This is a genomic window from Hyphomonas sp., from assembly GCF_013823385.1.
GTDB lineage: Bacteria > Pseudomonadota > Alphaproteobacteria > Caulobacterales > Hyphomonadaceae > Hyphomonas.
Genome location: NZ_PNMA01000002.1, coordinates 140,418 through 166,704, shown reverse-complemented (window position 1 = coordinate 166,704; position 26,287 = coordinate 140,418). Strand labels below are relative to the sequence as shown.

27 protein-coding genes are annotated in these 26,287 nt (G+C 64.7%); 8 read left to right on the top strand and 19 right to left on the bottom strand.

Annotated elements, in window-relative coordinates:
- Positions 1-57: 57 nt before the first annotated feature.
- The 8 genes from C0456_RS02700 to C0456_RS02665 form a co-directional block, all read right to left on the bottom strand.
- Entirely contained in the window at positions 58-516 is a 459-nt protein-coding gene (locus C0456_RS02700; RefSeq protein ID WP_291047980.1) for a hypothetical protein, read from the bottom strand.
- Between the two features lie 76 nt (positions 517-592).
- Entirely contained in the window at positions 593-1,402 is an 810-nt protein-coding gene (dapF, locus tag C0456_RS02695) for a diaminopimelate epimerase (RefSeq protein WP_291047978.1), read from the bottom strand.
- Between the two features lie 53 nt (positions 1,403-1,455).
- Complete coding sequence (locus C0456_RS02690; RefSeq protein ID WP_291047976.1) at positions 1,456-1,872, bottom strand: hypothetical protein; 417 nt, start codon at positions 1,870-1,872, stop codon at positions 1,456-1,458.
- A gap of 31 nt (positions 1,873-1,903) precedes the next feature.
- On the bottom strand, positions 1,904-2,956 hold the full coding sequence (locus C0456_RS02685; protein WP_291047974.1) for a MaoC family dehydratase: 1,053 nt from the start codon (positions 2,954-2,956) through the stop codon (positions 1,904-1,906).
- 48 nt (positions 2,957-3,004) lie between these two features.
- Complete coding sequence (locus tag C0456_RS02680; protein ID WP_291047972.1) at positions 3,005-3,274, bottom strand: hypothetical protein; 270 nt, start codon at positions 3,272-3,274, stop codon at positions 3,005-3,007.
- A 199-nt stretch (positions 3,275-3,473) separates the two neighbouring features.
- Positions 3,474-3,821 carry an ArsC/Spx/MgsR family protein gene (locus C0456_RS02675; protein WP_291047970.1) on the bottom strand — a complete coding sequence of 116 codons (348 nt, stop codon included), beginning with the start codon at positions 3,819-3,821 and terminating at the stop codon, positions 3,474-3,476.
- Between the two features lie 134 nt (positions 3,822-3,955).
- A complete protein-coding gene (locus C0456_RS02670; protein WP_291047968.1) occupies positions 3,956-4,660 on the bottom strand; it encodes a hypothetical protein in 705 nt (234 codons plus the stop codon).
- 142 nt (positions 4,661-4,802) lie between these two features.
- The gene (locus tag C0456_RS02665) at positions 4,803-5,681 is read right to left on the bottom strand and encodes a CoA ester lyase (RefSeq protein WP_291047964.1); all 879 of its coding nucleotides are present in this window, start codon (positions 5,679-5,681) and stop codon (positions 4,803-4,805) included.
- A gap of 92 nt (positions 5,682-5,773) precedes the next feature.
- On the opposite strand from C0456_RS02665, the gene C0456_RS02660 reads away from it, so the two are divergent.
- A complete protein-coding gene (locus tag C0456_RS02660; RefSeq protein WP_291047962.1) occupies positions 5,774-6,901 on the top strand; it encodes a serine hydrolase in 1,128 nt (375 codons plus the stop codon).
- A gap of 115 nt (positions 6,902-7,016) precedes the next feature.
- Here C0456_RS02660 and rarD read toward each other — a convergent pair whose 3' ends face one another.
- Together rarD and C0456_RS02650 are read right to left on the bottom strand one after the other, a co-directional pair.
- Positions 7,017-7,928: an EamA family transporter RarD gene (gene rarD / locus C0456_RS02655; protein WP_291047960.1), complete on the bottom strand. Its 912-nt coding sequence runs from the start codon at positions 7,926-7,928 to the stop codon at positions 7,017-7,019.
- Positions 7,929-8,056: 128 nt separating this feature from the next.
- Positions 8,057-10,492, bottom strand: coding sequence for a TonB-dependent receptor (locus C0456_RS02650; RefSeq protein WP_291047958.1), 2,436 nt, complete (start codon positions 10,490-10,492; stop codon positions 8,057-8,059).
- A 203-nt stretch (positions 10,493-10,695) separates the two neighbouring features.
- On the opposite strand from C0456_RS02650, the gene C0456_RS02645 reads away from it, so the two are divergent.
- Together C0456_RS02645 and C0456_RS02640 are read left to right on the top strand one after the other, a co-directional pair.
- A complete protein-coding gene (locus tag C0456_RS02645) occupies positions 10,696-12,330 on the top strand; it encodes a tetratricopeptide repeat-containing sulfotransferase family protein (protein WP_291047955.1) in 1,635 nt (544 codons plus the stop codon).
- Positions 12,331-12,391: 61 nt separating this feature from the next.
- The gene (locus tag C0456_RS02640) at positions 12,392-13,408 is read left to right on the top strand and encodes an aldo/keto reductase (protein ID WP_291047952.1); all 1,017 of its coding nucleotides are present in this window, start codon (positions 12,392-12,394) and stop codon (positions 13,406-13,408) included.
- A gap of 191 nt (positions 13,409-13,599) precedes the next feature.
- On the opposite strand, the gene C0456_RS02635 is transcribed toward C0456_RS02640, so the two are convergent.
- Together C0456_RS02635 and C0456_RS02630 are read right to left on the bottom strand one after the other, a co-directional pair.
- Positions 13,600-16,104 carry a DNA translocase FtsK 4TM domain-containing protein gene (locus tag C0456_RS02635; RefSeq protein WP_291047950.1) on the bottom strand — a complete coding sequence of 835 codons (2,505 nt, stop codon included), beginning with the start codon at positions 16,102-16,104 and terminating at the stop codon, positions 13,600-13,602.
- Between the two features lie 194 nt (positions 16,105-16,298).
- Positions 16,299-17,657 carry an ammonium transporter gene (locus tag C0456_RS02630; protein WP_291047947.1) on the bottom strand — a complete coding sequence of 453 codons (1,359 nt, stop codon included), beginning with the start codon at positions 17,655-17,657 and terminating at the stop codon, positions 16,299-16,301.
- A 219-nt stretch (positions 17,658-17,876) separates the two neighbouring features.
- Between C0456_RS02630 and C0456_RS02625 the strand changes: the two genes are divergently transcribed.
- Positions 17,877-19,112, top strand: coding sequence for an FAD-dependent monooxygenase (locus C0456_RS02625; protein ID WP_291047944.1), 1,236 nt, complete (start codon positions 17,877-17,879; stop codon positions 19,110-19,112).
- Here C0456_RS02625 and C0456_RS02620 read toward each other — a convergent pair.
- Genes C0456_RS02620 through C0456_RS02605 form a run of 4 tightly spaced genes read right to left on the bottom strand, consistent with a single transcriptional unit; the run spans position 19,109 to position 21,242 of the window.
- Positions 19,109-19,414 (bottom strand): DUF971 domain-containing protein, encoded by a 306-nt coding sequence (locus C0456_RS02620; RefSeq protein ID WP_291047941.1) that lies wholly within the window; start codon positions 19,412-19,414, stop codon positions 19,109-19,111. The genes C0456_RS02625 and C0456_RS02620 overlap by 4 nt on opposite strands.
- Positions 19,411-19,659: a Trm112 family protein gene (locus C0456_RS02615; RefSeq protein ID WP_291047939.1), complete on the bottom strand. Its 249-nt coding sequence runs from the start codon at positions 19,657-19,659 to the stop codon at positions 19,411-19,413. Before C0456_RS02615 ends, C0456_RS02620 begins: the two co-directional genes overlap by 4 nt.
- 8 nt (positions 19,660-19,667) lie before the next feature.
- A complete protein-coding gene (locus C0456_RS02610; RefSeq protein ID WP_291047937.1) occupies positions 19,668-20,312 on the bottom strand; it encodes an LON peptidase substrate-binding domain-containing protein in 645 nt (214 codons plus the stop codon).
- A gap of 42 nt (positions 20,313-20,354) precedes the next feature.
- Positions 20,355-21,242 (bottom strand): co-chaperone YbbN, encoded by an 888-nt coding sequence (locus tag C0456_RS02605; RefSeq protein ID WP_291047934.1) that lies wholly within the window; start codon positions 21,240-21,242, stop codon positions 20,355-20,357.
- A 179-nt stretch (positions 21,243-21,421) separates the two neighbouring features.
- Here C0456_RS02605 and C0456_RS02600 point away from each other — a divergent pair, with 179 nt between their 5' ends.
- Both C0456_RS02600 and C0456_RS02595 read left to right on the top strand, forming a co-directional pair.
- A complete protein-coding gene (locus C0456_RS02600) occupies positions 21,422-22,084 on the top strand; it encodes an outer membrane lipoprotein carrier protein LolA (protein WP_291047931.1) in 663 nt (220 codons plus the stop codon).
- Between the two features lie 242 nt (positions 22,085-22,326).
- Complete coding sequence (locus C0456_RS02595) at positions 22,327-23,136, top strand: exodeoxyribonuclease III (RefSeq protein ID WP_291047929.1); 810 nt, start codon at positions 22,327-22,329, stop codon at positions 23,134-23,136.
- Here the strand turns inward: C0456_RS02595 and C0456_RS02590 are convergent.
- Complete coding sequence (locus C0456_RS02590; RefSeq protein ID WP_291047926.1) at positions 23,126-23,812, bottom strand: response regulator transcription factor; 687 nt, start codon at positions 23,810-23,812, stop codon at positions 23,126-23,128. The genes C0456_RS02595 and C0456_RS02590 overlap by 11 nt on opposite strands.
- Before the next feature lie 96 nt (positions 23,813-23,908).
- On the opposite strand from C0456_RS02590, the gene C0456_RS02585 reads away from it, so the two are divergent.
- Positions 23,909-24,415: a L,D-transpeptidase family protein gene (locus C0456_RS02585; protein WP_291047922.1), complete on the top strand. Its 507-nt coding sequence runs from the start codon at positions 23,909-23,911 to the stop codon at positions 24,413-24,415.
- On the opposite strand, the gene C0456_RS02580 is transcribed toward C0456_RS02585, so the two are convergent.
- Entirely contained in the window at positions 24,412-25,083 is a 672-nt protein-coding gene (locus C0456_RS02580) for a YggS family pyridoxal phosphate-dependent enzyme (protein ID WP_291047919.1), read from the bottom strand. The genes C0456_RS02585 and C0456_RS02580 overlap by 4 nt on opposite strands.
- Position 25,084: 1 nt before the next feature.
- Here C0456_RS02580 and C0456_RS02575 point away from each other — a divergent pair, with 1 nt between their 5' ends.
- Positions 25,085-25,705, top strand: coding sequence for a thiamine phosphate synthase (locus tag C0456_RS02575; protein WP_291047916.1), 621 nt, complete (start codon positions 25,085-25,087; stop codon positions 25,703-25,705).
- Positions 25,706-25,773: 68 nt separating this feature from the next.
- Here C0456_RS02575 and C0456_RS02570 read toward each other — a convergent pair whose 3' ends face one another.
- Positions 25,774-26,226: an NtrZ family periplasmic regulatory protein gene (locus C0456_RS02570; protein ID WP_291047914.1), complete on the bottom strand. Its 453-nt coding sequence runs from the start codon at positions 26,224-26,226 to the stop codon at positions 25,774-25,776.
- Positions 26,227-26,287: the final 61 nt, after the last annotated feature.

Sequence of the window (26,287 nt, the reverse complement as noted above, 5' to 3'; positions counted from 1 at the left end):
GAGCCCGTCAGATCGCGCCGATGGGGCCAAATTGCAAGCAGATAGGCCTGCTGAGCGTCAGCCGGGGGCTTTGCAGGTGCCGGTGCGGTGGCCGATCATCAGGATGTGGCTCTGAAAATCGATTTCATCGCCGCTGGGGCTGGCAAGGTAAATCTGGGCGGCAAAGCTGTCCCGGCCATGGGAGACTGCGAACAGCGCGGCGCCATCGACATTGATGCCGTCAAAATTGCAGGCGAGGCCGATTTCCAGGCCGAACTGCCTTGCGGTGGCCCCGGTGGAGACGCAGCCATCGAACATTTCGACCATGCTTTCGTCGATCAGGACTTCCTCGTCCAGCGACCAGCATTCCTCGATGGCGGAGTGTTCGGATGGAATGTCGATCACTTCGCCTGCGGCGCTGACTTCGTAATACATATCCTGGGTGACGGACCACTGCCCCTTGTTGACCGAGATGGATTGGGCCTGGGCGGCCGCCGCCGCGAGAAGGAGGGTCGCAAGGGTCAAGGCAGGCCGCATGGGAGTGTTTCCTCTGATAAGTGCCGTGCAGATTGAGCGCGGGAGAGCCTCCAGCGCAATCCCCTGAGCCGGGGGATCAGATCTCGGCTTCAAATTCCAGCTCGACCGGGCCGGTCATGTAGACATGGTCGTCGCTCTCGCGCCACTCGATGAAGAGGTCGCCGCCATCGAGGATCATCCGGGCCTTGCGGCCCGTCAGCCCGGCGCGGGCGGCGCAGACGAGGGCGGCGCAGGCGCCGGTGCCGCAGGCCTTGGTGAGACCGGCAGCCCGCTCCCAGACGCGCAGGCGGATGGTTTCCCGGTCAATCACCTGGGCAAAGCCGACATTTGTGCCCTTGGGAAAGAGCGGGTGCCATTCCACCAGCGGGCCGATGGCCGGAATGTCATAGGCGTCCACATCCTTGACGAAGAAGACGGCGTGGGGATTGCCCATGGAGACAACCGCCGGCCGCGAGAGGATCGGCGCGTCGATCGGTCCGATCTTCACGTCCACCCCGCGCACATCCATCTTTTCCGACAGGGGAATATCTTCCCAGCCCATCTGGGGGGAGCCCATGTCCACCGTGATCAGGCCGCCTTCGGCGCGGGAGGCACGCAGCATGTCGGCCTCGGTCTGGATCGTCACGCGGTCTTTCCCGGTCTCGTCCAGCATCAGCAGGCCGACACAGCGGGTGGCGTTGCCGCAGGCGGAGACTTCCGAGCCATCGGAGTTCCAGATGCGCATGAAGACGTCCTTGGTGGCGTCGCGCTCCATCGCGATCACCTGATCGGCTTTCAGATCGGCGGCAATCTTCCGGATCTGCTCCACAGTGGGCGTGAATGCCGTCGAGCGGGCATCGAAAATGGCAAAGGCATTGCCGGCGCCGTTCATCTTCCAGAGCTTCATGGGCAGCTTCCTAGATTTCCCCACACGCGCGAAACAGCGCTCCCCCCTGCCCCTTATTTCGGAACACGGGCCGACACAATCCAGCCAGCGGCCTGTACCCCCAATGCGCCAAGCAAAAGCAGTGGAACAAGCCAGTAGTTTATGGCCATGCCGATGAACGCGGCCAGAATGCAGGCATAGTCCACAAGATCACTCGACATCAGCCAGCCGGCGGGCGTGCGGGCACGGCGGATGTCCAGCAGTGTCACGCTGCGCCAGACCCGGCCCATATCCGGCGGGCCGAACACGGCGAAAAGCTGTTTGGGATCGAGAATCCCCGTCATTTCGGAGAGATCCTGCAGGCGCGCCTCGCCCTGGGCGATCACGCGCTTGCGGCTGGAAGTGCCCAGCAGGCTGACAATGGCCGAGAGGATCACGCCGAGCGCAATCGCAAATTCGGTGAAGCCCGCATATGGAGGATAGCCGCCCATCGGACGAATATAGGGTGGCGGTGCGCTTGCGCTAGCGGGCGCGCGGGATGGCGGCCCAATAGTCGAAGTCCAGAAGCACGCGGGGGTCGTGCTTGCCGGTCTCGTCCTTGTAGATGAAGACGCCGGGGTCTGCATCCTTCACCGCGACGAGGCGCAGGCGCAGGGCGCCGCAGGTTTCCGACAGCTCGGCCTTGGCGAGCACTTCGCTCCAGGCATAGATCGTGTCACCGGCGAACAGCGGGTTCACATGGGTGCCGGCATTGATGGCGAGGATCTGCCCGGCATTCTCAAGACCGTTGAAGGCCAGCGAGCGGGCAATCGAGATGACCACGCCGCCATAGATGAGGCGTTTGCCGAAGCGGCTGGCCTTCTGGCCATGGGCATCGAAATGCACCTTGGCCGTGTTCTGGTAGAGCCGGGTGGCGATCTGGTGTTCGGCCTCTTCGACCGTCATGCCGTCGACATGGCTGATCTTCTCGCCCACTTCATAATCCTCGAAGACATGGCGGCTGCCCGACTGGGCGAAGGGCCAGGCCTTCATTTCCGGGAAGCCGGTAAGGTCTGCCGGGGCGACGGCAGAGGGCAGGCTGGGCACGACTTCTGCCGGGGCGGGCGAGGCGGCATCGCGCTTGTTGATCATCACCCAGCGGACATAGGTGATGACTTCCTCGGCGCGCTGGTTGACGCCCTTGGTGCGGACCCAGACCACGCCGGTCTTGCCGTTGGAATTCTCCTTCACGCCGATCACTTCGGAGCTGGCGCGGAGGGTATCGCCGGGCTCGACCGGGCGCAGGATGCGGCCATCGGCATAGCCGAGATTGGCGACGGCATTGAGGGAGATGTCCGGCACGGTCTTGCCGAAGACGATGTGGAAGGCGTGGAGCGGGTCCACGCAGAGGCCCGGCAGGCCGGCGGCCTTTGCAAATTCGGCGGAAGAATACTGGGCGTAACGATTGCCGGTCAGCGCGCGATAGAGGGCGATGTCGCCCTCGGTGACGGTCTGCGGGGTGGCGTGGATCAGCGTTTCGCCGGGCTTGAAATCTTCAAAGAAGTTGCCGGGATTGGATTTCGTGCTGGTCGCCATGGCTTGCCCTCATCTTCTGATGGGCGAGGCTTTAGCCGCTTCCGGCGGTTAACTCCAGAAGCGTTCCGGCACGGCCAGCACCGTCTCGGCGAAGAGTTGCAGCTGGGGGCTGGCGGCGGTGAGCGCCGAGCCGAGCAGGGGCATGCAGGCAAGGCAGAGGGCGGCGGTGGCCAGCATGCCGGCCATTACGTGCTGATCGCGCCGCTGCGGGAACTCCTCAAAAGCCCGGCCCCCCATGACAAGCCAGGGCAGCCCGAAGGCGGCGAAGGCCGAAAAGGCAAGGAGGAGACCGGCAGTTGAGAGGGCGATAAGCAACATGGGGCCGGTTATGGCACTTCCCGGCAAACATCCCCTTCAGCCAATCGGTGAAATTTGATCGATTGGCTGATCCAAAGCAGCCGTCTTCCCGGTTTCGCCGCAGGCGAAGACCGGGATCCAGTGGCGCAAGGCTGGATCCCGGATATTTGCTGCGCAAATTCCGGGATGACGGAGGAGAGGGGCTGCCCCCTTCTGGCGCTTACACAATCTCGAGCAGTTTTTCATTCGGGCGGCCGAGGACGGCCTTCTTGCCGTTGAGGCCGATGGGGCGCTGGATGAGTTTCGGGTTTTCCGCCATGGCGGCATAGACCGCTTCATCGGAGGCCGTTTCGGGGAGGCCGGCAGCGGCGGCGTCCTTCTCCCGCAGGAAGGCGCGCGGGGATTTGGCGCCCATCTTTTTGGCGATGTCTTTCAGCTCCTCGACGCTGAGGCGTTCGGCGGCGGACATGTATTTGCGGATCTGCGGCTCAACGCCGTTGGCTTTCAGAAGCTCCAGCCCCTTCTTCGACGAGCCGCAGCCGGGATTGTGGATGAGGATGTAGGTCATGGGGGCCTCCTGAGCTTTTTTCAGGCTTTGACTTAGGGGGCTTTGGGGGCGTGTCGAGGGCGGCGGCGAAACGCCCTTATCCTCCCCTGCGCAGCAGAGGAGGCGGATGACGGCCTAGGGCATTCAAAGCCAGGTCAGGAGGTGTTGGGGGTGAGGGTGCGCAGGGCTTTTTCTGTCAGCTCCCGGAGGAGGGCCTGGGCGTCTGGCCCGAGGGCGCGGCGCATGCCGGGGATTTTCTCCGAGATGATCGGCGCGGGGCGCGGGGCGGGGGCCGCATTGCGGCGCAGCCAGCGGCGGGCTTCGCGCCGGGGATCGTCATAGGCCTGGCGCAGGGCGGCGAGCCGCCGGAAGAAGCGGGCGCCCGGATCGCGGGCTGCCGGCGCAGGCAGGGGCGGCGGAGGCGGCGCGCCCAGAACGTCGTCTGTCAGTATACAGATACGGGGCAGAAGGTGTTCGGGCAGATAGTCTGCCTTCGGAACAATGCTTTCAGCCTTTGCGGGGCGCGGCGGGGGCTCGCTCATCCGGAAGATGGGCGCGCGGTCGGCAGGCGCTTGCCTGCGCAGCGGCGGCGCAGGCGGGCGCGTGGGTTTTGCGCGGGGCGCGCGGGGGACGGGCATTTCCATCTCGCTGGCGATCAGCAGGATGGCGCGGCGCAGGGCCGCTTCTGCCGGAAGCAGCGCGCGGCGCGTGAGATAGGCGATGGCCTGGCGCGGCGGAGAGGCCGGCAGCCGGGCAAGCGCAGTGTCAATGAAATCGATCAGATTGAGGATGAACCACCGCGCCCGGCCGAGCAGGTAGTTCAGGGCATCTTCTTCCGGGATCTGATCTTCGGTGTCCATGGCGCAGAAAATACCATGGGCGCGGCGGGGGTGGATAAGATGCGCCCATTTTTCTGATAACGCCCTGGCACGGCTGGACTTTTATCTCACGAAAACGGGGGACAGAGCGGCCTTATGGGCGCCCCTCCCCCGGCCGTCCCCGTCAGGCGAGCGCGCGGATGGCGGCGTCCATCTCGACCACACGGCGGGCTTCTTCCAGGTGCAGCAGTTCGGTCATCTTGCCGTTCACCTTCAGCACGCCCTTGCCGGCATTGGCGGGATCGGCGAAGGCTTCGATGACGGCTTTGGCCTGTTCGACATCATGCGGGCTGGGGGCGAAGATGCGGTTGGCCTCGTCCACCTGGCTGGGATGGATCAGCGTCTTGCCGTCAAAGCCAAGATCACGGCCCTGCTCGCACTCGTCGCGGAAGCCGCTTTCATTCTTGATGTCGTTATAGACCCCATCAATCGCGGTGAGGCCATAGGCGCGGGCCGCCGCGATGGTGAGCTGCAGCGCTGTCTGGAAGGCGAGCCGGTCAGCCGTCATCCGGGCACGGTATTCCTTGGCCAGATCATTCGTGCCCATGACGAAGGCGGCGAGATGTGTGCCGATGGCAGCGGCTGCGATATCCTTGATGTTGAGGATGGCGAGCGGGGTTTCGATCATCACCCAGAGGGCCATTGTATCGGGCGCGCCCGCCTCGCGCAGCAGGGTGTTAAGGCGTTCGATGTCCCGGTGGCCGGTGACCTTGGGCGCGAGCACGGCATGGGCGCCGGAGGTGGCGATGGCTTTCAGATCATCATGGCCCCAGGGCGTGTCGAGGCCGTTCATGCGGATGACGATCTCGCGCTTTCCATAGCCGCCTTGGGCGACAGCGGCGAGGATGGCGGCGCGGGCCTCTTCCTTGGCTTCGGGGGCGACGGCGTCTTCGAGGTCCAGGATCAGCGTGTCAGCCGGGATTTCCCGGGCCTTTTCCAGCGCGCGCGTATTGGCGCCGGGCATATAGAGGCAGGAACGGCGCGGACGGTGCTTGGTGGACATGGGGCTTTGCCTCCTTGACGGTATGGGGTCTCTTGCGGTCGAAGGGGTGGCCTGTTTCCGGGCCGAAATCAATGTGACAGGGAGCCCGAAGAATGACTGATACGCCCATTTCAGGCCATGTGGCCCCCGGTTTCGAGCCGGTGCGCGAAGCCTTCGAGGCGAATTTTGCCAGCGGCGAGGAGCATGGGGCGAGCTTTGCCCTGCGCATCGGCGGAGAGACGCTGGTGGACCTGCGCGGCGGCTGGGCCGACCGGGGCAAGGAACGCGTCTGGGACGAGACGACGATTGTGCCGATCTATTCTGCCTCCAAGGGCATCTCGGCGCTGGTGCTGGCGATGGCGGTGGAGACCCTGCCCGCAGGCTATGAAACGCCGGTGGCCGATGTGTGGCCCGAATTTGCCGCCGAAGGCAAAGGCGAGGTGACGATTGGCCAGATGGTGAGCCATCAGGCGGGCCTGCCGGGCTTCGAGAAGGAGATCGACCCGGCGCTGTGGCTCGACCCGCCCGCCTGCGCCGCCGCGATTGCCGCCCTGCCCCCGATGTGGCCGCCGGGCAGCGCGCATGGCTATCACCCGCTGACCTGGGGCTACATGCTGGGCGAGGTGGTCAAGCGTATCACCGGGCGCAGCGTGGGCACGATCCTGAAGGAAGACATTTGCGGCCCGGCGGGCATCGATTTCCAGATCGGCCTGCCCGAAGCCGACGAGCCGCGCGTGGGCGACATGCTGCGGCCCAAGGCGCTGGCGCCGCTGGGCAATCTGACGCCGGAGCGGAAGGCGGCGTTTGTCTATAAATGGTCTTCGCCCGACCGGGCGGGCCGGGCCTGGCGCGAGATCGAAATCCCCTCGGCGAACGGGCATGGCGCGGCCCTGGCGGTGGCGAGCCTTTATGAAGCCTATGCGCGCGGCGGGCAGATTGCCGGGGGCAAGACGCTGATCCGGCGCGACACACTGGACGCGCTGATCCGCCCGCGCGTGGACGGGCCGGACCTGGTGCTGCCGATGGATACCAGGTTTGGCGCGGGCATCATGATCAACAGCCATGGCAGTTTTGGCCCCAACCCGGAGACGCTGGGCCATTCGGGCTGGGGCGGGTCTATGGCGATTGCGGACCCCGCGCGGGAGCTGGCGGCGGCCTATGTGATGAACCGGCAGTCGTCCTCTCTGGTGGGCGATCCGCGCGCGGCGGCGCTGGTGGAGGCGGCCTATGGCTGTCTCTGAGCGATAGCTGGCACACGCATTGCAGAGGCAGCTTCGGAACTGGAAGGCTCCATTTCCGTCATGCACTTACCTTGCAGCGGCTTCCCGAGGGAGGCCGCTGTTTTCTTGTGCCGCGTCAGGCGGGCCGGGCCGTGCGCGCCAGGCGCCGGGCCTTGGCGTCGCCCATCAGGCTGTCGGCGGTGAAGACGATCAGCGCCGTCCAGATGAAGCCGAAGGCGAGGGCGTGGGTCATCCCGAAGCTTTCCTTGAAGACGAGCACCGCGATCAGGAACTGAATGGTGGGGCCGATATACTGCATCATGCCGATGGTGGAGAAGCGCAGGCGCTTGGCGGCGAGGGCATAGAGGATCAGCGGAATGGCGGTGATGGGGCCCGCCGCCATCAGCAGCAGGATGTCTGAGCCCCCTTCCCCGAGCCAGCGGCCGCCGGGCTGGGTGGTGGCAAACCAGGTGAGCCAGGCGAGGGCAACGGGCGCGAGCAGCGCCACCTCGACCAGGAAACCGGCGCGGCTGTCGATGGCGACCTTCTTCCGGATCACCGAATAGCAGGCAAAGGTGATGCAGAGGATCAGCGCCACCCAGGGCACGCGGCCGAAGGCGAAGGTCATCACGCCCACCCCGATGGCGGCGATGGCGACGGCGACCCATTGGGCCGGGCGCAGCTTTTCCGAGAAGATCAGCATACCGAACAGCACATTGACCAGCGGGTTGATGTAATAGCCCAGCGAGGCTTCCATCGTGCGCCCGGCATTGACCGCCCAGATATAGATCGCCCAGTTCGCCCCGATCAGCAGGCCGGACACGGTGAGCCATTTGAGATTACTTCCCGTGAAGGCGGCGCGGACATCGCGCCAGTTGGCGGCGACCGCGATGAACAGGATGGCCGTGGGCACCGACCAGAGGACACGGTGGGCGAGCAGCTCCAGCGCGCCGGTATGCTGCATGGCGCGGATATAGAGCGGCAGGCTCCCCCAGATCAGGTAGGAGAGGAGGGCGGCGGGAAAACCAAGGCGAAGGGCGGGGCTCATGGCGGCGTGCTATAGGCCCGGCCGCACCCTTCCGCCACCCGGATTTTGCTCAACCGCCATGGAGCGAAATTCAATGGAGAAAACCGCGCCTTCCGGCGCGGCTTTCCGTCAGGTTTCCTGCCCTGCCCCTATTGGCCGAACTTGTAGCTGGCCCGGATGCCGATCGCGCGCGGCGCGCCGACATAGGTGTAGAAGGAGCGGATATAGACCGGGTCTCCGTTGTCATCCGCCACGATCTGGTTGGAGAGCGGCGTGGAAACAACACCGGTCTCATAATACTCGTCGAACAGGTTGTTGACGAAGAGGGTCGCCTGCCATTTGCCGGCATCATAGACCGCCGAGGCATTGGCCACGCCATAGCTGTCCAGCGTCAGCCCGCCGCCGCGCCCGCCGGTACGGCTGAGCACATCGCCCTGCCAGGAATAGCCGCCATTGAAGGTCAGCGTGCGCCCTGAAGGCAGCGGGTAGACATAGGAGCCGAAGATCGAGAACTGGTCTTCCGGAGAGCCCGGCAGCCGGTCTCCGTCCTGGCCGTCGAGAAGGATCGTGCTGAAGCCCGGCGGCGAAATGGTGCCCACAAGGCCCGGCGCGAGCGCGGTGAGCGAGGCTTCCGAATGGCTGTAGCTGCCGCGCACGGACAAGGCCTCGGTGACCCGCCAGTTGCCCGACAGTTCAATACCCTTGGTTTCGGCGCCTTCGGCGTTCACCGTGATCGGGATGGACGCATTGATGGTGGCCGAAGTCAGCTGCGGGTCTTTCCACTCGATATAGTAGATCGCGCCGTTGAGCGTGACGCGGCCACCGGCGAGCGTCGATTTGAAGCCAAGCTCGTAATTGATCGTCTTGTCGGGCAGGTACTGGCTTTCATCCCGTGTGGAGATGTCTCCGGCGCCCGGCCCGTATTGCTGGCCCGGCAGCAGCGCGCAGGCGCCCTGCTGGGTATTGGTGGGGTCATAATCCGGGCAGACCGCAATGCCGTTCTGGTTCCCGATGCGGTAGCCTTCCGAGACGGTGAAATAGCCCAGAATATCGTCGGTCAGCTTGTAGGATGTGTTGAACTTGAAGAGCGTGCCTTCATCCGACTGGCTGGTGCGCTCAGTTCCGTTCGGGCTGCCGGCGGCAAAGTCCGAGCGCAGGCTGGATTCCAGGGCGCTGACCCCGACCCGGGCAAAGCCCGGATCAAACAGCGGGAAATCGACATCGCTGAAGGATTCAAGGTCATACTGGTAATATCGTCCGCCTACGGTGACGGACCATCTGTCTGTGATGTCGTAGCTAAGCTCGCCAAAGAAGGCCGACTCTTCGAGCTTGGAGAAGGACTGGGAGAAGTATTCAAGGTCGTCCGGGCGATTGAAGCCGGCGAAGGCGGCATAGCCGGGCGTGTATTCGGCCGAATAGCCGGCGCCTTCAAACTGGTTGTAGAACGCCCCCACGATCCAGCTCAGCGGACCCTCCGTGGTCGATACAAGGCGGAGTTCCTGGTTGATCCGGCTTTCCCGGCCCTTTTCCTGAGTAAAGGACGTGAAGGTGGGGAAGGCTTCATAGCTGTATTCCAGCGTGATCAGCAGATCGGTCTGATCGCGCTGGCCGTTGTCGTTGAAGCGGGAATAGCCGGTGGCCGAAGTGAGCTCTGCAAAGCCGAGGTCTGCGACCATTTCCAGCGCCAGAAGCTGGTTGGTGATCTCGTTGGGCTCTTCCACCCGCTTGGCGAGTTCATAGTCCCCTGCCGGAACAGTGGAGCGGGCACTGGAGCCGCGGCGGCCGCCGATATCGGACTTCTGCAGATAATAGGTGAGCGTCGTATCAAGCCAGGGCAGCGGCTCCCACCGGGCCGCGACGCGGGCAGAGAGGGTTTCCTCGCTGTCGGCGTCGGTGATGCGGCGGAGGTTTGCGGCAACATCTGCAGGGTTTGTGAAATCCGGGTCCGGATTGGAGACACCGATCTCACGCACGACATAGGGATAGTCGATGAAGCCGGAATCATTCTCGTAATCGATCGACGCGCGGAGGGCGAAGTTTGGCGCGAGCGCCTTGTTGATGGTGAAGCCGGCATCATAGGAGAGGTCGTCAGCTTCCGAATACTGATAGACTTCCGTGCGCACGTCGAGCGTATCGCCCGAAAAGTCGGGCTTCTTCGGGATGTAGCGGATGGCGCCGCCGAGGGTGCCTGCGCCGTAGAGGGTGCCCTGAGGGCCAAGCAGAACCTCCACCCGCTCCAGGTCATTGAGCTTCAGATCCAGATAGACGGGAATCTCGCCGATATAGGTGGCAACCGTGCCGCCGCCATTATTGTTGCCATCGCCCGAGCCGAGGCCATCGGCATTCAATCCGCGCACGATCAGCGGGTTGCCCTGGCGCCCGCCCCGGTCAACCACGTTGATGCCGGGCACATAAGCCAGCATGTCGGCAAGTTCATCAAACCCCTGCTCCGCGATCTGCTGATCCCCGATGGCGGAAATGTTGATGGGGATGTCCTGCACGCTTTCGGCGCGGCGGGTGGCGGTCACCGTCACCGCCTCTACACGGAGCTCGCTATCGGCGGCCTCCTGGGCTTGGGCTAACAAGGGCAATCCACTGGCCAGCACCGCAGCACTTGCGGACAGGAGCAGGTATTTCCGGATCATATGTGTACCTCTGCGATGTCGTTAAACGTCCCCTCGACCTGACCAGAAGCTGTGCAGTCCCAGCCTGCAGCAAGAGGCGCGGCAAAGGCCGGTTTGATTTTTCGCCCGGCTGCAGCAAAGTGCATCGGGCATGCTCAATTCTGATGCAGCCGGAGAGACTTGCCCTGCAGAAGACGTTTTCAGACCCAAGTTTGACCGGGCCGAAGCTGGCAGAAGCGGCGCGTCTGTTGCGGGCGCGGGCCTATCAGGAGGCCCATGCCCTGTGCCTGGCGGTGCTGAAGGAAGCGCCGGGGACGGCGCAGGCCTATTACCTGCTCGGCCAGCTGGCGCTGGACCATGGCAATACCGGCAAGGCGGAAGAACTCTTCGCGGCGGCTGCGCGCCTCGATCCGGCCCATGCCGGCGCCCTGGCCCAGCAGGCGCGCTGCCTTCTGGCGCTGAGCCGGCGCAGCGACGCGGTGACCGCCATCCGGGCGGCGGCAGCGCTGGGCCCCCAGGACGCCTACACGTGTGACACGATTGGCGTGGTGATGAGCCGGGCCGGCCTGCATGGCGAAGCCCTGCCGTTCTATGCGGCGGCGACCGAAGCAGAGCCGGGGAATGCGAACTATCAGTATAACCATGCCGCCGCGCTGCAGTTTGCCGGAGACCTGGCGCGGGCGCGGGACGCCTACCGGAGCTGCGCCGCCGCCGATCCCGGCGATACGCGCGGCCTGCCGTCTCTGGTGCAGATCACCCGTCAGACGGCAGAGGACAATCACATCGCCGCGCTGGAAGCGATGTTTGCGCGCCACGCGCAGGAGGCTGATGCAGCCTTGCGCATCGGTCACGCGCTGGCCAAGGCGCATGAGGATCTGAAACAGCCGGAAGAAGCCCTTGCCTGGCTCTCCCGCGCCAAGGCGGGCAAGCGCCGCCTGATCCGGCACGACCCGGAGCGGGACAAGGCCCTGTTCGCTGCTGCCGGCGCGCTGGCAGAAGCCTTGCCTGTATCCCCTGCCCCGGCCGGCGACGGCGCGGTCTTCATCTGCGGGATGCCCCGGACGGGCACAACGCTGGTGGACCGCATCCTGACAAGCCACAGCGCCGTCACCCCGGCAGGGGAGCTTTCAGACTTTGCGCTCTGCCTGAAGCGGCAGGCGAAGACGCCCTCCAATCTGGTGCTGGACCCGGAGACGCTGGCGGCGGCGGGCAGCCTTGATCTCTCCGTCCTCGGAGCAGCCTATCTGGACAGCGTGCGCACCTCGCTGGGCCTTGCCGGGATGTTCACCGACAAGATGCCACTCAATATCCTGCTGGCACCGGTGATCCTGGCGGCGCTGCCGGGCGCGCGGGTGATCTGCCTGCGGCGGCATCCGGCAGACACAGTGCTATCGAACTACCGGCAGATGTTTGCCACCAGCTTCTCCTATTACAACTATGCCTACACGCTGGAGGACACGGCCCGCTATTATGCCGGGTTTGACCGGCTGGTGCGGCGCTATGAAGAGGTGTTGCCGCCGGGGCGTTTCACGGTCGTGCACTACGAACAGGTGGTGACCGCTCAGGAAGCAGAGACCCGGCGCCTTCTGGCGTTCTGCGGCCTGCCCTTCGAGGCGGGCTGCCTTGCGTTCCACGAGAATGCTGCGCCGGTGGCAACCGCCTCTTCGGCGCAGGTGCGCGAGCCGCTGTATACTTCCGCCCTTGGCCGCTGGCGGCGGTATCAGGCCGGCCTAAAGCCGGCGCTGGACATATTGGAGGCTGAAGGCTGCCTGACGCGGGGAGAGCGCGGGCCGGGATGACTGGCGCTTGGCGCAGGCGGCGCTAGGGTGGGCAGCGACAAGCCTTATGGGAGCAAACGCCATGCAACACCGCCGCCTCGGCAAAAGTGCTATCTATGTCTCTGACATCTGCATGGGGACGATGACCTTCGGAACCCAGACCGACGAGAAGGAAGCCTTCCGCATTCTGGACGCAAGCCTGGACGCCGGGATCAACTTCTTCGACACCGCCGAAAACTATCCGGTGCCGCCCGACCTCAAATATGGCGGGCTGACCGAGGAAATCTTCGGGCGCTGGATGAAGACCAAGGACCGGGACGCGATCATCCTGGCCACGAAAGTGTGCGGGCCATCGCATGGCTGGATCAAGGGATCGCAGCGCGCGGGCATGACGGCGCTGGACCGGCACAATATCCGCCGCGCGGTGGAGGCGAGCCTGACCCGGCTGCAGACCGACTATATCGACCTTTACCAGACCCACTGGCCCGACCATGGCACCGGTTTCGACGAGACAATGGAAACCCTCGATGACCTCGTGCGCGAAGGCTATGTGCGCATCGTGGGCTGTTCCAATGAAGACGCCTGGGGGCTGATGAAGTCCATCGAGACCTCCAACCGGCTGGGCACGGTCCGGTATCAGACGATCCAGAACAATTTCTCGCTGAACAATCGCCGCTTCGAGGACGCCCTTTCCAAGATCTGTGATCGCGAGGGGGTGAGCCTTATCCCCTATTCGCCCCTGGGCGGCGGCGTGCTCTCTGGCAAGTATCAGGGCGGGGCGTTCCCCGAAGGCGCGCGCTTTTCCGCCTATGCCAACAAGGGCGGGCGCCATACGGCGATGACGCAGCGCTTCATTAATGAGAAAACCCTGGCGGCCACGGCGCGCTATATGGAGATTGCCAAACAGGCCGGCATGAGCCCGGTGACACTGGCGACAGCCTGGTCGAAGCAGCACAGCTTTGTGGCGTCCACGATTGTGGGGGCGTCGCGCTTTGATCAGCTGGCGGATATTCTGGCGGCGGCCGATCTTGTGTTGCCGGAAGATGTGATGAAGGCGTGTGACAAGGTCTCGCGGGAGATTCTCTATCCGATGGGGTGAGCCCTCACCTCCCACGCCCTTTGGGCGCGGGCCCCTCCTCTCCCAGAGGGAGAGGGGAAAGAGGGCGTTTCTTCCGATCATGAGCCGGGCACTGGACTAAACAATCCAGAAAAGGGATGGCCCCGCCCTCTTCTTCGGAAGGCCGGGGCCGCCCCTTTGCGGGGCCCCACCATGGCTGGAGAGATCGGGAGTTAAGCGGCGCTGGCCTTGCCGTTGCCGCCGCCGGCGAGGACTTCGCGCTTGCCGGCATGGTTGGGGGCGGAGATGACGCCTTCTTCTTCGAGGCGGTCAATCAGACCGGCAGCCTTGTTATAGCCCACCTTCAGACGGCGCTGGAGATAGGAGGTGGAGGCGCGCTGGTCGCGGACGACGATCTGGACGGCCTGGGAGAAGAGGCCTTCATCATCATCGCCGCCGCCGCCGGTGCCGAGGATGGCGTCCATCACGGCCGAGCCGGTGGAGCCATCGTCCGGCGCCTCGAGGATGTCCATCACATAATCAGGCTCGCCCTGCTCGCGCAGCCAGTCGGCCACCGCGCCCACATCCTCATCGGCCACGAAGGGGCCATGCAGACGCTGGGATTTCTTGCCGGGGGCCTGGTACAAGAGGTCGCCCATGCCGAGGAGCTGCTCGGCACCCTGTTCGTTGAGGATGGTGCGGCTGTCGACCTTGTTGGTGACCATATAGGAGATGCGCGTCGGGAAGTTCGCCTTGATCGTGCCGGTGATGACGTCCACGGACGGACGCTGGGTGGCGGTGATCAGGTGGATACCGGCGGCCCGCGCCATCTGGGCGAGACGCTGGACGCAGCTTTCCACTTCCTTGCCGGCAACCAGCATCAGGTCTGCCATCTCGTCGATGACGACGACAATGTTGGGGATATGGTCCACAGGCAGGACTTCGGTTTCATAGACCGGCTTGCCGCGATCATCGAAAGCGGTCTGGACCTTGCGGGTCATCTCTTCGCCGGCGGCGCGATACTTCGCGGCCTTCTCGTTATAGCCGGCAAGATTCCGCACGCCGGCTTTCGACATCAGCTCGTAGCGGCTTTCCATCTCGCGCACGGTCCATTTGAGCGCGTTGACGGCCTTGTCGGCTTCGGTGACGACCGGCGCCAGCAGGTGCGGGATGCCTTCGTACACGGAGAGTTCGAGCTTCTTCGGGTCGATCATGATGAAGCGGCACTGTTCGGGCGTATGCCGGTAGAGCAGTGACAGGATCATGGCGTTGACGCCGACCGACTTGCCCGAGCCGGTGGTGCCGGCGATCAGGAGGTGGGGCATCTTGGCGAGGTCAACCACGGTGGGCAGGCCGCCAATGTCTTCACCCAGTGCCATGGGCAGGCTGGAGCGGCTGCCGGCATAGGCGTCCGACTGGAGCAGCGAGCGCAGCCAGACCGTGTCGCGTTCCTCGTTGGGCAGCTCGATGCCGATGGCGTTCTTGCCGGGCACGACCGCGACACGGGCGGAGACAGCGCTCATCGAACGGGCGATGTCGTCTGCCAGGGAGATGACGCGGGAAGATTTCACGCCGGGCGCCGGTTCCATCTCGAACAGGGTGATCACCGGGCCGGGGCGCACTTCCTTGATCCGGCCACGGATGCCGAATTCCTTGAGAACTTCGGAAAGGCGCGCGGCCTTGGCGATGAGGGCTTCCTCATCAATGGTCTCGCGGCGCTCCTCGGGTTCCTGCAAGAGGTCGATCGGCGGCAGGCGCGTGGCGGCGGCGCGGCGGCGCTCGGGCTGGGCGACTTTCGGCACGGAAGCCGAGCGCGGCGCCTGGACAGGCTTGGAGAAGGTGAAGCGCGGCGGACGAGCGGCGTCTTCATCCTCGTCATTGGCGGCTTCATAGCCGTCCTCGTCGTCTTCATCGTCCCAACGCTCGTCGTCCTCGTTGCGGGCGTAGTCTTCGTCTTCGTCATCGAGATCGCGCAGATAGCGCGAGGTGGGGACGTAATCCTCGTCCGACTTGATGATGAGGGTGCGTTCTTCGCGCGGGGCGGCGGGAGCGGCCGTGTCGTGCGGCAGGGCGGGTTCGCGGGTGACAAGCTTCTGGCCGATGCGCAGCAGCATATCCCCTGCCCCGCGCGCCTGAAGGGCAGCATGGCGGCCACCGCGGGTGGCGGTTTCCTGAAGCAGCTGGGCGTCGCGGCGGCCGAAGCCGAGGGCGGAAAGCGCGGTCCAGAGGGCAAGGCCGCCCATCAGGAGCCCGGCCCAGACCTGCGGAGAGGGCAGCATCAGCACGCGGAAGGGCAGGACGGTGAGATTGAACAGGCCATCGCCCAGCATGCCGCCGAGACCGGCGCTGAGCGGCCAGGATTCCGGCACGGGCCAGGAGGCAAAGCAGGCCGCCGAAAGCGGCACCGAGATAGCCCCCATCACCCAGCGGCGCACACGCGGCTTGCCGACGAGCACAGCGCGCATCGCGCCGCCGATCATCAGGGCAAGGCCGGCAATCCAGCCCGACCAGCCGAGCGTCTGGCGGGCAAGATCTGCGAAGACAGCCCCGCTGGAGCCGAACAGGTTCTGCACGGCAGCGCCTGTGGCCGCATTCCAGCTGGGATCGGTGGGCGTGTAGGAGCCCACGGCTCCGCACACGAAGACCCCTGCGCCAAAGGCGGCAGCGCCTGTCAGAATTCTCCAGACGGGGTCACTCACCGTGCGGAGTTCTGAATCGCGGCTGGCGTAATCTGTCATCGGGGAGGACGCTCCGTATTGGACTCTGGTGCGGGTCTTCACCATGGCCCCGTTAGGCTTAACGCCCTGCAAACGGATCGGCTGAAATTTGAAAGAATCTGCAATTCGCGCGGGGGTTACGCCGGAGAGTGGAATGTGAAAGACCCCGGCGGATTGCTCCGCCGGGGCCAAAGGTCTGTGGAATTCTATCCTGATTAGCGGTTGGAGAATTCCGGATAGGCTTCCAGGCCGATTTCTGCCCGGTCCAGACCCATTTCCTCGTCTTCCTCGCTCGGGCGGACGCCGAGGGTGAATTTGAGGGCCAGCCAGATGATGGCCGAGGCGACGACCACGAACACGCCGGTCAGAGCCACGCCGACGAGCTGGCCGAGATAGGTCGCATCGCCATTGGACAGCGGAACAATCATCGTGCCCCAGATGCCGCAGACAAGGTGAGCCGGGATGGCGCCGACCACGTCGTCGATCTTGAACTTGTCGAGCAGCGGCACGGAGACCACGACCAGGACACCCCCGACAGCCCCGATCAGGACCGAGAGACCCATCGACGGGGCCAGCGGCTCAGCCGTGATCGAGACGAGGCCGCCGATGGCGCCGTTGAAGATCATCGTGGCGTCGAGTTTGCCCTTGTAAAGGATCGCCGTGGTGACCATCGCGGCCAGCACGCCGCCGACGGCAGCCATGTTGGTGTTGGCGAAGATCTGGGCGACCGAGTTGATGTCAGCGGCGGTGCCGGCAGCAAGCTGCGAGGCGCCGTTGAAGCCGAACCAGCCGAACCACAGGATGAAGGTGCCGAGGGCTGCGAGCGGGATGTTGGAGCCCGGCATCGGGTTCACATGGCCGCCGGAATACTTGCCTTTACGGGCGCCGATGATGATCGCGCCGGTGAGGGCTGCCCAGCCGCCGGTGGAGTGAACCAGCGTCGAGCCGGCAAAGTCGGAGAAGCCCCATACGCTGTCGAGATAGCCGCCGCCCCACTCCCAGCTGGCCACGATCGGGTAGATGAACGCGGTCAGAACTGCGGTGAAGATCAGGAAGGGCCAGATCTTGATACGCTCGGCCACGGTGCCCGAGACGATCGAGGCCGCGGTGGCGACGAACACCATCTGGAAGAACCAGTCAGACGCCGGGGCATAGCCGCCATCGGATTCGACGGAGAGATCGCCGCCGCTCCAGGGGCCGGGCGTGGTGCCGAGGAGACCCATCAGCGTGGTGGCGCCCGGATAGGCCATGTTGTAGCCGACAACCCAGAACATCAGGCCGGCGACGGCGAACAGGGTGACGTTCTTGGTGGCCTGCATGGCGGCGTTCTTGGACCGCACGAGACCTGCTTCCAGCATACAGAAGCCGGCCGCCATGAACATGACGATCAGGCCCCCGATAAGGAAAAGGTAGCTGTTGTCCACATAAGCGCTGGCGCTGCCGCTCACCGCTTCTTCCAGCGCGGCCAGACGTGCCGCCACATCGTCTTCCTGCGCATATGCAATGCCTGCCGTGAGCAGTGCCAGCGGCGCGAGTGTCGCCCCGCGGATCCATCGTCCAATCAGTTGGCCCATTGGCCCCTCCTTACTTGCCATCTTCATCACGCAGAGCCCGGTGACCCCCAGCGCTCTCCCACCGCGATATGATTGTGCCTGCCCGGAAAAGTCGCACATGACGCAGAGGCGAGCTTCGATTCTGCTCTGAGGTGGTCAGAACTTGTGCAGAGATGCGGCCAATCGCCCAAACCGGCGCCATCGCTGGACCAGACGCCCTCTCGAGGCTACCTCAGTCACATGGTTGAAACCGTGTTTCCTGCCCCCCTGGACGCAGACCTTGCGGTGATCGGTGCCGGCCCTGTCGGCACGTCGCTTGCCGTATTGGCGGCCAAGGCCGGCCTGCGCACAGTGCTGGTGGACGTGCGCCCTGAAAGTGCTGCGCCGGCTGCAGATACGCGCAGTTTCGCGATCGTGCGGGGCAGCTGGCGATTGCTTGGCGCGGCCGGGGTTCACGGCGATCTCGCCGGCCTGACCGAGCCGCTCAACGGGCTGGAAGCGGTCGATGGCGGCACCCACTGGTTTGGCGCGCCCTGGGCGGCGTTTTCCAATGACGACCTGCCCGAGGGCGGCCGCGAAGCACTGGGCGAATTGGTGCCTGCTGGCGCGCTTCAGGCCGCCCTCGACCGGAAAGCAGGCGAGACCGAAGGCCTCGTCTGGAAGCGCGGCGCCCGTTTTTCAGGCTATGAGGCGGGCCCTTCGAGCGCGCTGGTGCATCTTGAGGGTGGGGAAAGCATCCGCTGCGCCGTGATTGCCGCCTGTGACGGCATCCATTCTGCCGTGCGCGAGGCTGCCGGGATCGGCACCGAGGGGCGCAGCTATGGCAAGTCTGTGTTCGCGGCAGACGTGAAACTCTCCCGGCAGCATGGCGGCATTGCCCGCCAGCTGTTCACACCGGAAGGCCCGTTTGCCACCCTGCCCCTGCCCGATAACCGGGCAAACCTTGCCTGGTATATGAAGACCGGCGCGGCCGAGACGCTGGCCAAGATGCCGAAGGAAGCAATCGAGGCAGAACTCAATGCCCGCTTTGCCGAATTTGCAGGACCGATGACCCTGGAAGGCCCTCCCCTCTCCTATCCGCTTGTGCTGAAGATCGCGCGCGACATGGCGGGGCCGCGCGTGGCGCTGCTGGGCGACGCGGCCCGCCGGATGAACCCGCTGGCCGGACAGGGCCTGAACCTTGGCTTCAAGGATGTTGCCGCTCTCTATGATGTGATCCTGGAGGCGCGCGAGGTGGGCCTTGATCCGGGCAGCGAGACCGTGCTGGCGCGCTACCGCGAATGGCGGCGCTTTGATTCAGCCTCCACCGCGCTGTTCATGGACGCGGTGGACCGGACCTTCTCCAATGACAATGTGATGCTCAAACCGTTGCGGGCGCTCGCCCTGACTGCGGCCAACAGGATTGCCCCGATCCGCCAGGCCCTTGCCCGCCAGGCCAGCGCCGACCAGGACCATCTGCCGAGCCTGATGCGCTAATCCCGCACCGTCAGCGCGCGGAGCACATTCCAGGTGTAGAGCCCGCTGGAATGGCCATCGGAAAAGAAGAGGCGCACGGCGTAGCGACCCACCGGCTCTGCCTTCAGGACACGGATGTCTTCCGGCACCACGGGTGGCGGCGGTTTCGGACCCCGGCCATGGCCCTGCACTTCCGCAGACGGACTTTCCAGCCGGAGCGTGCGGTAATCCACCCGGCCGGAGGCGCCATCATCAAATTCGGCAACGAGTTCCTGCGCGCCGGCGCGGAAGGTGAGTTTGACCGGCCAGGGCTGGGCGCTCATGGCGCGGCGGCCTCTTCAGCCTCATCGAGATCACGCGCTTCTTCCGGCAGCATGATCGGGATGCCGCCGCGAATGGGATAGGCAAGGCGCGCATTCTTCGAGACCAGCTCATTGCGGGCCCGGTCATAGGCGAGCGGCTGGCGCGTCAGCGGACAGATCAGGGTTTCGAGCAGGCGCGGATCAACGCCGTTATGCTCGAAGGGGACAATGCCGTCCCTTGGCTCATCGCCGGGCAATTCGCTCATGTCTGCTCCTATTGGACGGGGCCTTCGCCACCTGCGGCACTGCCGAACTCCAGAAGCGCCGTCAAGGCAGCCGCACGCTCGGCGAGGCTGGGCGCTTCCAGCAGGGCCTGCTTTTCCATCGGTTCGAACGGGCATCCCGAGGCCAGCGCATGAACCAGAGTTTCAAGCGAAGCTTCCTGCAGGGCGGACCAGTCCGTCTCCAGGCCATTGGCAGCGGCATAGTGGCGGAAGGCGGCGATCAGCGTCTCGCGCGCGCTCCCCTCCCCTTCCGGCGGAAGCACCAGATCCTGGGCGAAGCGCTCCCAGTCCGGCTTCACCTGCCGGTAGGGCGTGGTGACATCAAGCTCGCGCACGACCCCGAAGCGGCAGACGCCGGTGAGCGAGATGAGATACCGGCCATCGGGGGTTTCGGTGTAGCTGGTGATGCGGCCCGCGCAGCCGACCTCGGCAATCAGCGGCGACTGGCGCGGGCCGCCAACCGCCTGCACCATGCCGATGAGCCGCGAACCGCTCATCGCATCATCGATCATGTTGAGATAGCGCGGCTCGAAGATGTTCAGCGGCAGCTGCCAGCGCGGGAAAACCAGCGCGCCGGGGAGCGGGAACACGGCAAGGGTCGCAGGCAGGTCGGCTGTCTTGCGATAGGGCGCCATGATCTTTTCCTTTCGCCCGGCGCGGGCTGGCCATCAGGGGGTTCAGGCAAACATCAGCGAGGAGAGACGGCGGCGGCCCTCGATGGTGACCGGATCTGTCGGACCGGCGGCTTCGAAAATCTTCAGCAGCTTGTCTTTTGCCTTGCCGCCTTCCCAGTCGAGCTTGGCGGAGAGGATGATCAAGAGGTGATCGGCCGCGTCCTGATACTTGCCGAGGGCGGCATACTGCTCGGCCAGTTCAAACCGCTGGGCGTGATCGCCCGGCGCTGCCATCACGGCGGAGAGGGCCGCGTCCAGCTCGCTCGGCGGGGGCGCGTCGGCCATCATCTCGATGGCCATGCGGATGCCCTTGATGGCGCTGTCATTCTTCCTGGCTTCCGGCACCATGGCGAGCGTGGCTTCGGCCGCTTCCTTGTCGCCATTGGCGAGGTGGCAGCGGGCAAGCCCGGCAATCGCCCCGATGTTTTCCGGATCCTGCTGCAGGATGGCGGCGTAGATTTCAGCGGCGAGCGCGATATCGCCTTTCTGGCTGGCCGCTTCGGCCTGGGAGAGAGCTTCGGCGATCATCTGCGCGTCATCGGTGCCCGAGAGCAGCTTTTCCACGAAGGCGCGGACCTGGCTTTCCGGCAGCGCGCCGAGGAAACCATCGACCGGGCGGCCCTTGTCAAACGCATAGACGGCGGGGATGGAGCGCACGCCGAGCTGACCGGCATAGGCCTGGTGTTCCTCGGTGTTGATCTTGACGAGCTTGACCGCGCCTTTCTTGCTTTCGACCACCTTCTCGATGATCGGGCCGAGCGTGCGGCACGGGCCGCACCAGGGGGCCCAGAAATCGACGATCACCGGCTGGGTCATGGAGGCTTCCACGACATCGGCCATGAAGCCCTGATCGGTACCTTCCTTTACGTGCTGGAGTTCAGCGTTGCTCATTGCAAGAATCCCTTTGTTTCGGGCGCAAAGATGGGACTGCAGAAAGACGAGCGCAAGCGGGCACGCCGCCGCGCGCCGCAGCCGGTTGATGAAAATCTGCCATGCGCCCTGTTTAGGCCCGGTTCAGCCCCTTAAGTGTAGGCGTGATCCCGTATGGTCATATAAAGGAGGCCAGAACGATGATGAATTTCTTTGCTCCGCTTGCTGCTGCCGCGATGATTGCCGGGGCCTCTCCCCTGCTGCCGGCGCTGAAACAGGCGCCTGTAAGCCCCTCGATTACCGCCCCGGCGGCCGCAGCCCAGCTGTCAGGCGCCGAGCGGGCAGCCCTGCTGAAGGAAGCCTCCCAGGCGCTCGCCACTGTGAAGACGGCGCGCGGCCGGTTTGAGCAGTATTCGCCGGACGGCTCATTCTCCACCGGCCAGTTTGCCATGCAGCGCCCCGGCAAGGTGCGGTTTGATTATGATGATCCCGTCCCGCTGCTAATGGTGAGCGATGGCACGACCGTTGCCCTGCAGGACAGCGATCTGGAAACCACCGACCGGGTGCCGCTGAAATCGACGCCGCTGTCGCTGCTGCTGAGCGACCGGCTGGATTTCGAGAGCCAGGCGAATGTGATTGATGTGCGCCGTGCCAATGGCCGGACCAACATCACCGTTCAGGACAAGAGCGGCGACATGGAAGGCACGCTGACCCTGGTGCTGGCCTCGGCGGATAATTCGCTGGTCGGCTGGCGCACCACGGATGCCAACGGCGGCAATACCTCGGTGACGCTGACCAATGTGGAGACGGGCGCACGCCTCAATCCCCGCCTGTTCATCCTGCGGGACTTCGACAACAACTGATACACGAAAGCGTGATAGCTGTTACGCCGAGTTAATTTGAGGTTTTCGGCCCGGCGTGACATAAAAGACACATCGGCGGACAGGAAACCGCGCAGCACCGACCCCCCCGCTGCGATACCTTCCTGCCGCTCGACACCGGATACACGCTGTCCGGACATCAAGACGCTCAAGCGTCCGGCGCGCCCGAACTCCCCGCGTTCGGGCGCGTTGACGTTTAAGGGGCAGATGTTAGCCAGAGGCGCATGACCCGCCCGATCAAGATCACCACCTGGAATATCAACTCCGTCCGCCTGCGCGCGCCGAATGTCGAAGCCTTCGTGGCGGCTGAAAAGCCGGACGTGGTGTGCCTGCAGGAGACCAAATGCCAGGACGGCGAGTTTCCGCTGAAAGCCTTCAAGGAGATGGGCCTGCCGCATCTGGTGATCCGGGGCCAGCGCGGCGGCCATGCCGGGGTGGCGATCGCCTCGCGGCTGCCGCTGGAGAAGGTGGATGTGCCTGACCTCTGCCGGGAGAACCATGCGCGGGTGATTGCCGCGCGCCTGCCTTCGGGCCTAGAGATCCACAATATCTACCTGCCTGCCGGCGGGGATGTTCCCGACCCGCATGTGAATGACAAGTTTGATCACAAGCTGGATTTCCTCGAGCGGCTGGGGCCGGGCTACAAGAAGCTGAAAAAGGGCGTGAAACGCGTTCTCGTCGGCGATCTCAACGTCGCCCCGCATGAGAATGATGTCTGGTCCCACAAGCAGCTGCTGGGCATCGTCTCGCATACGCCGCAGGAGACCGAGCGGCTGGAGGAGTCGCGCAGATCCGCCGGTTTTGAGGACATTGCCCGCCTGGCCGTGCCGGAGGAGCAGAAACTCTATACCTGGTGGAGCTACCGCGCCGCAGACTGGGCGGCCTCCAACCGGGGCCGGCGGCTGGACCATATCTGGGCCAACAAGGCGGCGATGGAGGATGTGGACGTTAGCTCCTACCGCATCCATCCAGCCTGGCGGAGCGGCTGGAAACCGTCAGACCATGCGCCGGTGACGGTAAGCCTCAGGGCCTGAGGCGGTAGCCGCCGGTATCGGTCAGCAACAGTTGGGCGTTCGACGGATCAGGCTCGACCTTCTGGCGCAGGCGATAGATGTGGGTTTCGAGCGTATGGGTGGTGACAGCCGCGTTATAGCCCCAGACCTCTGAAAGCAGCGTCTCCCGCGCAACCGCCTTGCCCCCTGCCCGGTAGAGGAATTTCAGGATCTCCGTTTCCTTCTCCGTCAAGCGGATGCGGCGGCCTTCCTTGGTGCGCAGCACCTTCATCGAGGGGCGGAATTCATAGGGGCCAATGTCGAAGGTGGCGTCTTCGGTCTGCTCGAAACTGCGCAGCTGGGTGCGGACGCGGGCGAGCAGCACCGCAAAGCTGAACGGTTTGGCGATATAATCATTCGCGCCGGCCTCAAGCCCGGCCACCGTGTCACTTTCGCCGGAACGCCCGGTGAGCATGATGACGGGGACGCGGTTGCCCGCCTCGCGCAGCTTCCGGCAGACATCCCGGCCGCTCATGCCGGGCATGTCGACATCCAGGATCATGAGATCAACGCGTTCTTCGGCCAGTTTGGCGAGGGCGTCTTCGCCGGTGGCGGCGGTCAGCACGCTGAAGCCATCGCTCAGAGCGAACTGCTCGGCGAGGGTTTCCCGCAGATCTTCCTCGTCATCGACGATGAGAATGAACTTTTTGGCCGTCATCTGCGTATCCCGCCTCATCAGCGCCGATCGCGCCTGCCGCTTGCATAGAAAGGTGGCGCCTGTTTATCCAATAACAAGAACGGGAGGCGCAGCCAGGTGACGCATTTCATCGCGTTTTCAGACGGGCGGCTGGAAGGCGGCGGGCTTTCCCTGCGCTGCGCGCTGGGCAAAGGCGGCGTTTTGCCGGCGGCGGAGAAGCGCGAGGGTGACGGCGCTTCGCCCGCCGGTATCTGGCCGGTGCGCCGCGTCTGGTACAGGCCGGACAAGGGGCCGGCGCCGGAAACGGGCATTCCGGCGATTGCCTTGCGGCCGGAAGATGGCTGGTGCGACGCGCCGGGCGATGCCCGCTATAATCAATGGGTGCCCCTGCCCTGCCCTGCCCGCCATGAGCGGCTGTGGCGGGCGGACGGGCTCTACGATCTGATTGTCGAGCTTGGGTATAATGATGACCCGCCCGTGGCGGGCAAAGGCAGCGCCATCTTTGTGCATGTGGCGCGGCCAGGCTATCTGCCGACGGAAGGATGCGTGGCGCTGGCAGAGGGCGATCTTCGCGCGGTGCTGAAACGGCTTCAGGGCGGGTCGGTGATCGAAATCCGGGCCTAAGCGGCGCTGCGATCCCCGAACAGGGCAGTTCCGACGCGGACATGCGTGGCGCCATAGCGGGCGGCGAGTTCATAGTCCCCGCTCATGCCCATAGAGAGGAGGCCGAGGCCGTAATCGCGGGCGATCTTCTTCAGCAGCGCGAAATGCGGGCCGGCGGGTTCATCCGCCGGGGGGATGCACATCAGGCCGGCTACCTCCAGCCCTGCCTGCTCCCGGGCGTATCGCAGCAGATCGCCCACTTTTGACGGGATAACCCCGGCTTTCTGGGGTTCTTCGCCCGTATTCACCTGAATGAGGAGCTGGGGGCGGCGCTCTTCCTTATCCATGGCGGCGGCGAGCGCATCGGCGAGCTTTTCCCGGTCGAGCGTCTGGATGACATCGAAAAGGCGCACGGCATCGGCCGCCTTGTTGGTCTGCAGGGGGCCGATCAGATGCAGGACCAGATCCGGATAGGCTTCGCGGCGGCTTTCCCAATGCGCCTGGGCCTCCTGAACGCGGTTTTCCCCGAAAACCCGCTGCCCTGCGGCGAGAATCGCCTCGATGGCCGCGTCCGGCTGGGATTTGGAGACAGCGATCAGCTCCGGCGCGGAGGCGCTGGCGGCAGCAAGCGCAGCGAGGATCCCGGCGCGGCGGTTGGCAATGTCCTGGTTCAGGCTATCAGTCGTCATGATGATCGAGAAACTCCAATCCAGTTCGAGGCGCAAGGCGCAGATGGCCGCGCGGGTGGCGGCGCGCCACCTGCCGGAGGGGTTGCCGCCGGCGTTTTTCCTGACCGATCCGGCGCGGACGCCGGACCCGGAAGCGATAGTGGCCGGGCTTCCGGCAGGCTGGGGGGTGATCTACCGGCATTTCGGGGCGCCGGACCGGGAAATCGTGGCGCGGCGGCTGCTGAAGCTGTGCCGGGCGCGGAAACTTCGGCTACTGATCGGGGCTGATGCCGAGCTGGCCGCGAAGATCGGGGCGGACGGCGTTCACTGGCCGGGAAGGATGGCGGGCGCCTCCCGCAAGTGGCGCGGGCGGTTCAAACTGCAGACCATGAGCGGACACAGAGGGGACAATTTCGGACACTTCCGGACACTTCCGGTCAAGGCGGTGCTGTTTTCGGCCGTCTTTGCGTCACGCAGCGCCAGCGCGGGTACGGCCATGGGCGCGCAGCGATTCCGGCGGCTGGTCCCTTCCCTGCCCTTCCCTGTCTATGCCTTGGGCGGCGTGAATCCGGATAACGCACTCTCCATTTCGGATTCAGCCGGGATGGCCGCGATTGATGGGTGGGGCTGTTTCAGGGTCTGACAGCAAGACGCAGAAAAGCGAGCGGCGCCCAGAGAGGCGCGCTTCAGGCAGCCAAGATTTTCAGAAGATCAGAACTTGAAGGCGGACTTCAGACGGATGCCGGCTTCGACATCCTGGTTTTCCCAGCGCTTGGACGAATCAAGTTCATCGGCGCCGAACCGCACTTCACCGCCGACCGAGAAGCGGGGGGTGACGCGGAATGTGGCGCCGGCCTGAACTTCCTCGCGCGGAAGATAGGTTTCACCCGGACGGGTGACCTTGTCGAAATTCAGCTGCCAGCGGGAATCCTTGCCGATCTGGACCGAGAAGTCCTGATTGGGCTCTGCCTGCCATTGCAGACGCGATTCGGCGGGCTTGCCTTCGGAGAACTGGCGATACCATTCAGACCGGGCCGAATTGGTTTCCGACAGTGTGGGGGCCTCAACGCGGATGAATTCGCTCGTCACGCGTTCCTGCGCAACAGCCGGCAGCGTGAAGGCTGCGGCCGCAAGGGCGAAAGAAAGAACGAGGTCTACGCGCATAGTAACTCCCAACCACTGATGATAGTGAGGGGGTCCGCTTAATGGAAGATTAAGTTTCTGA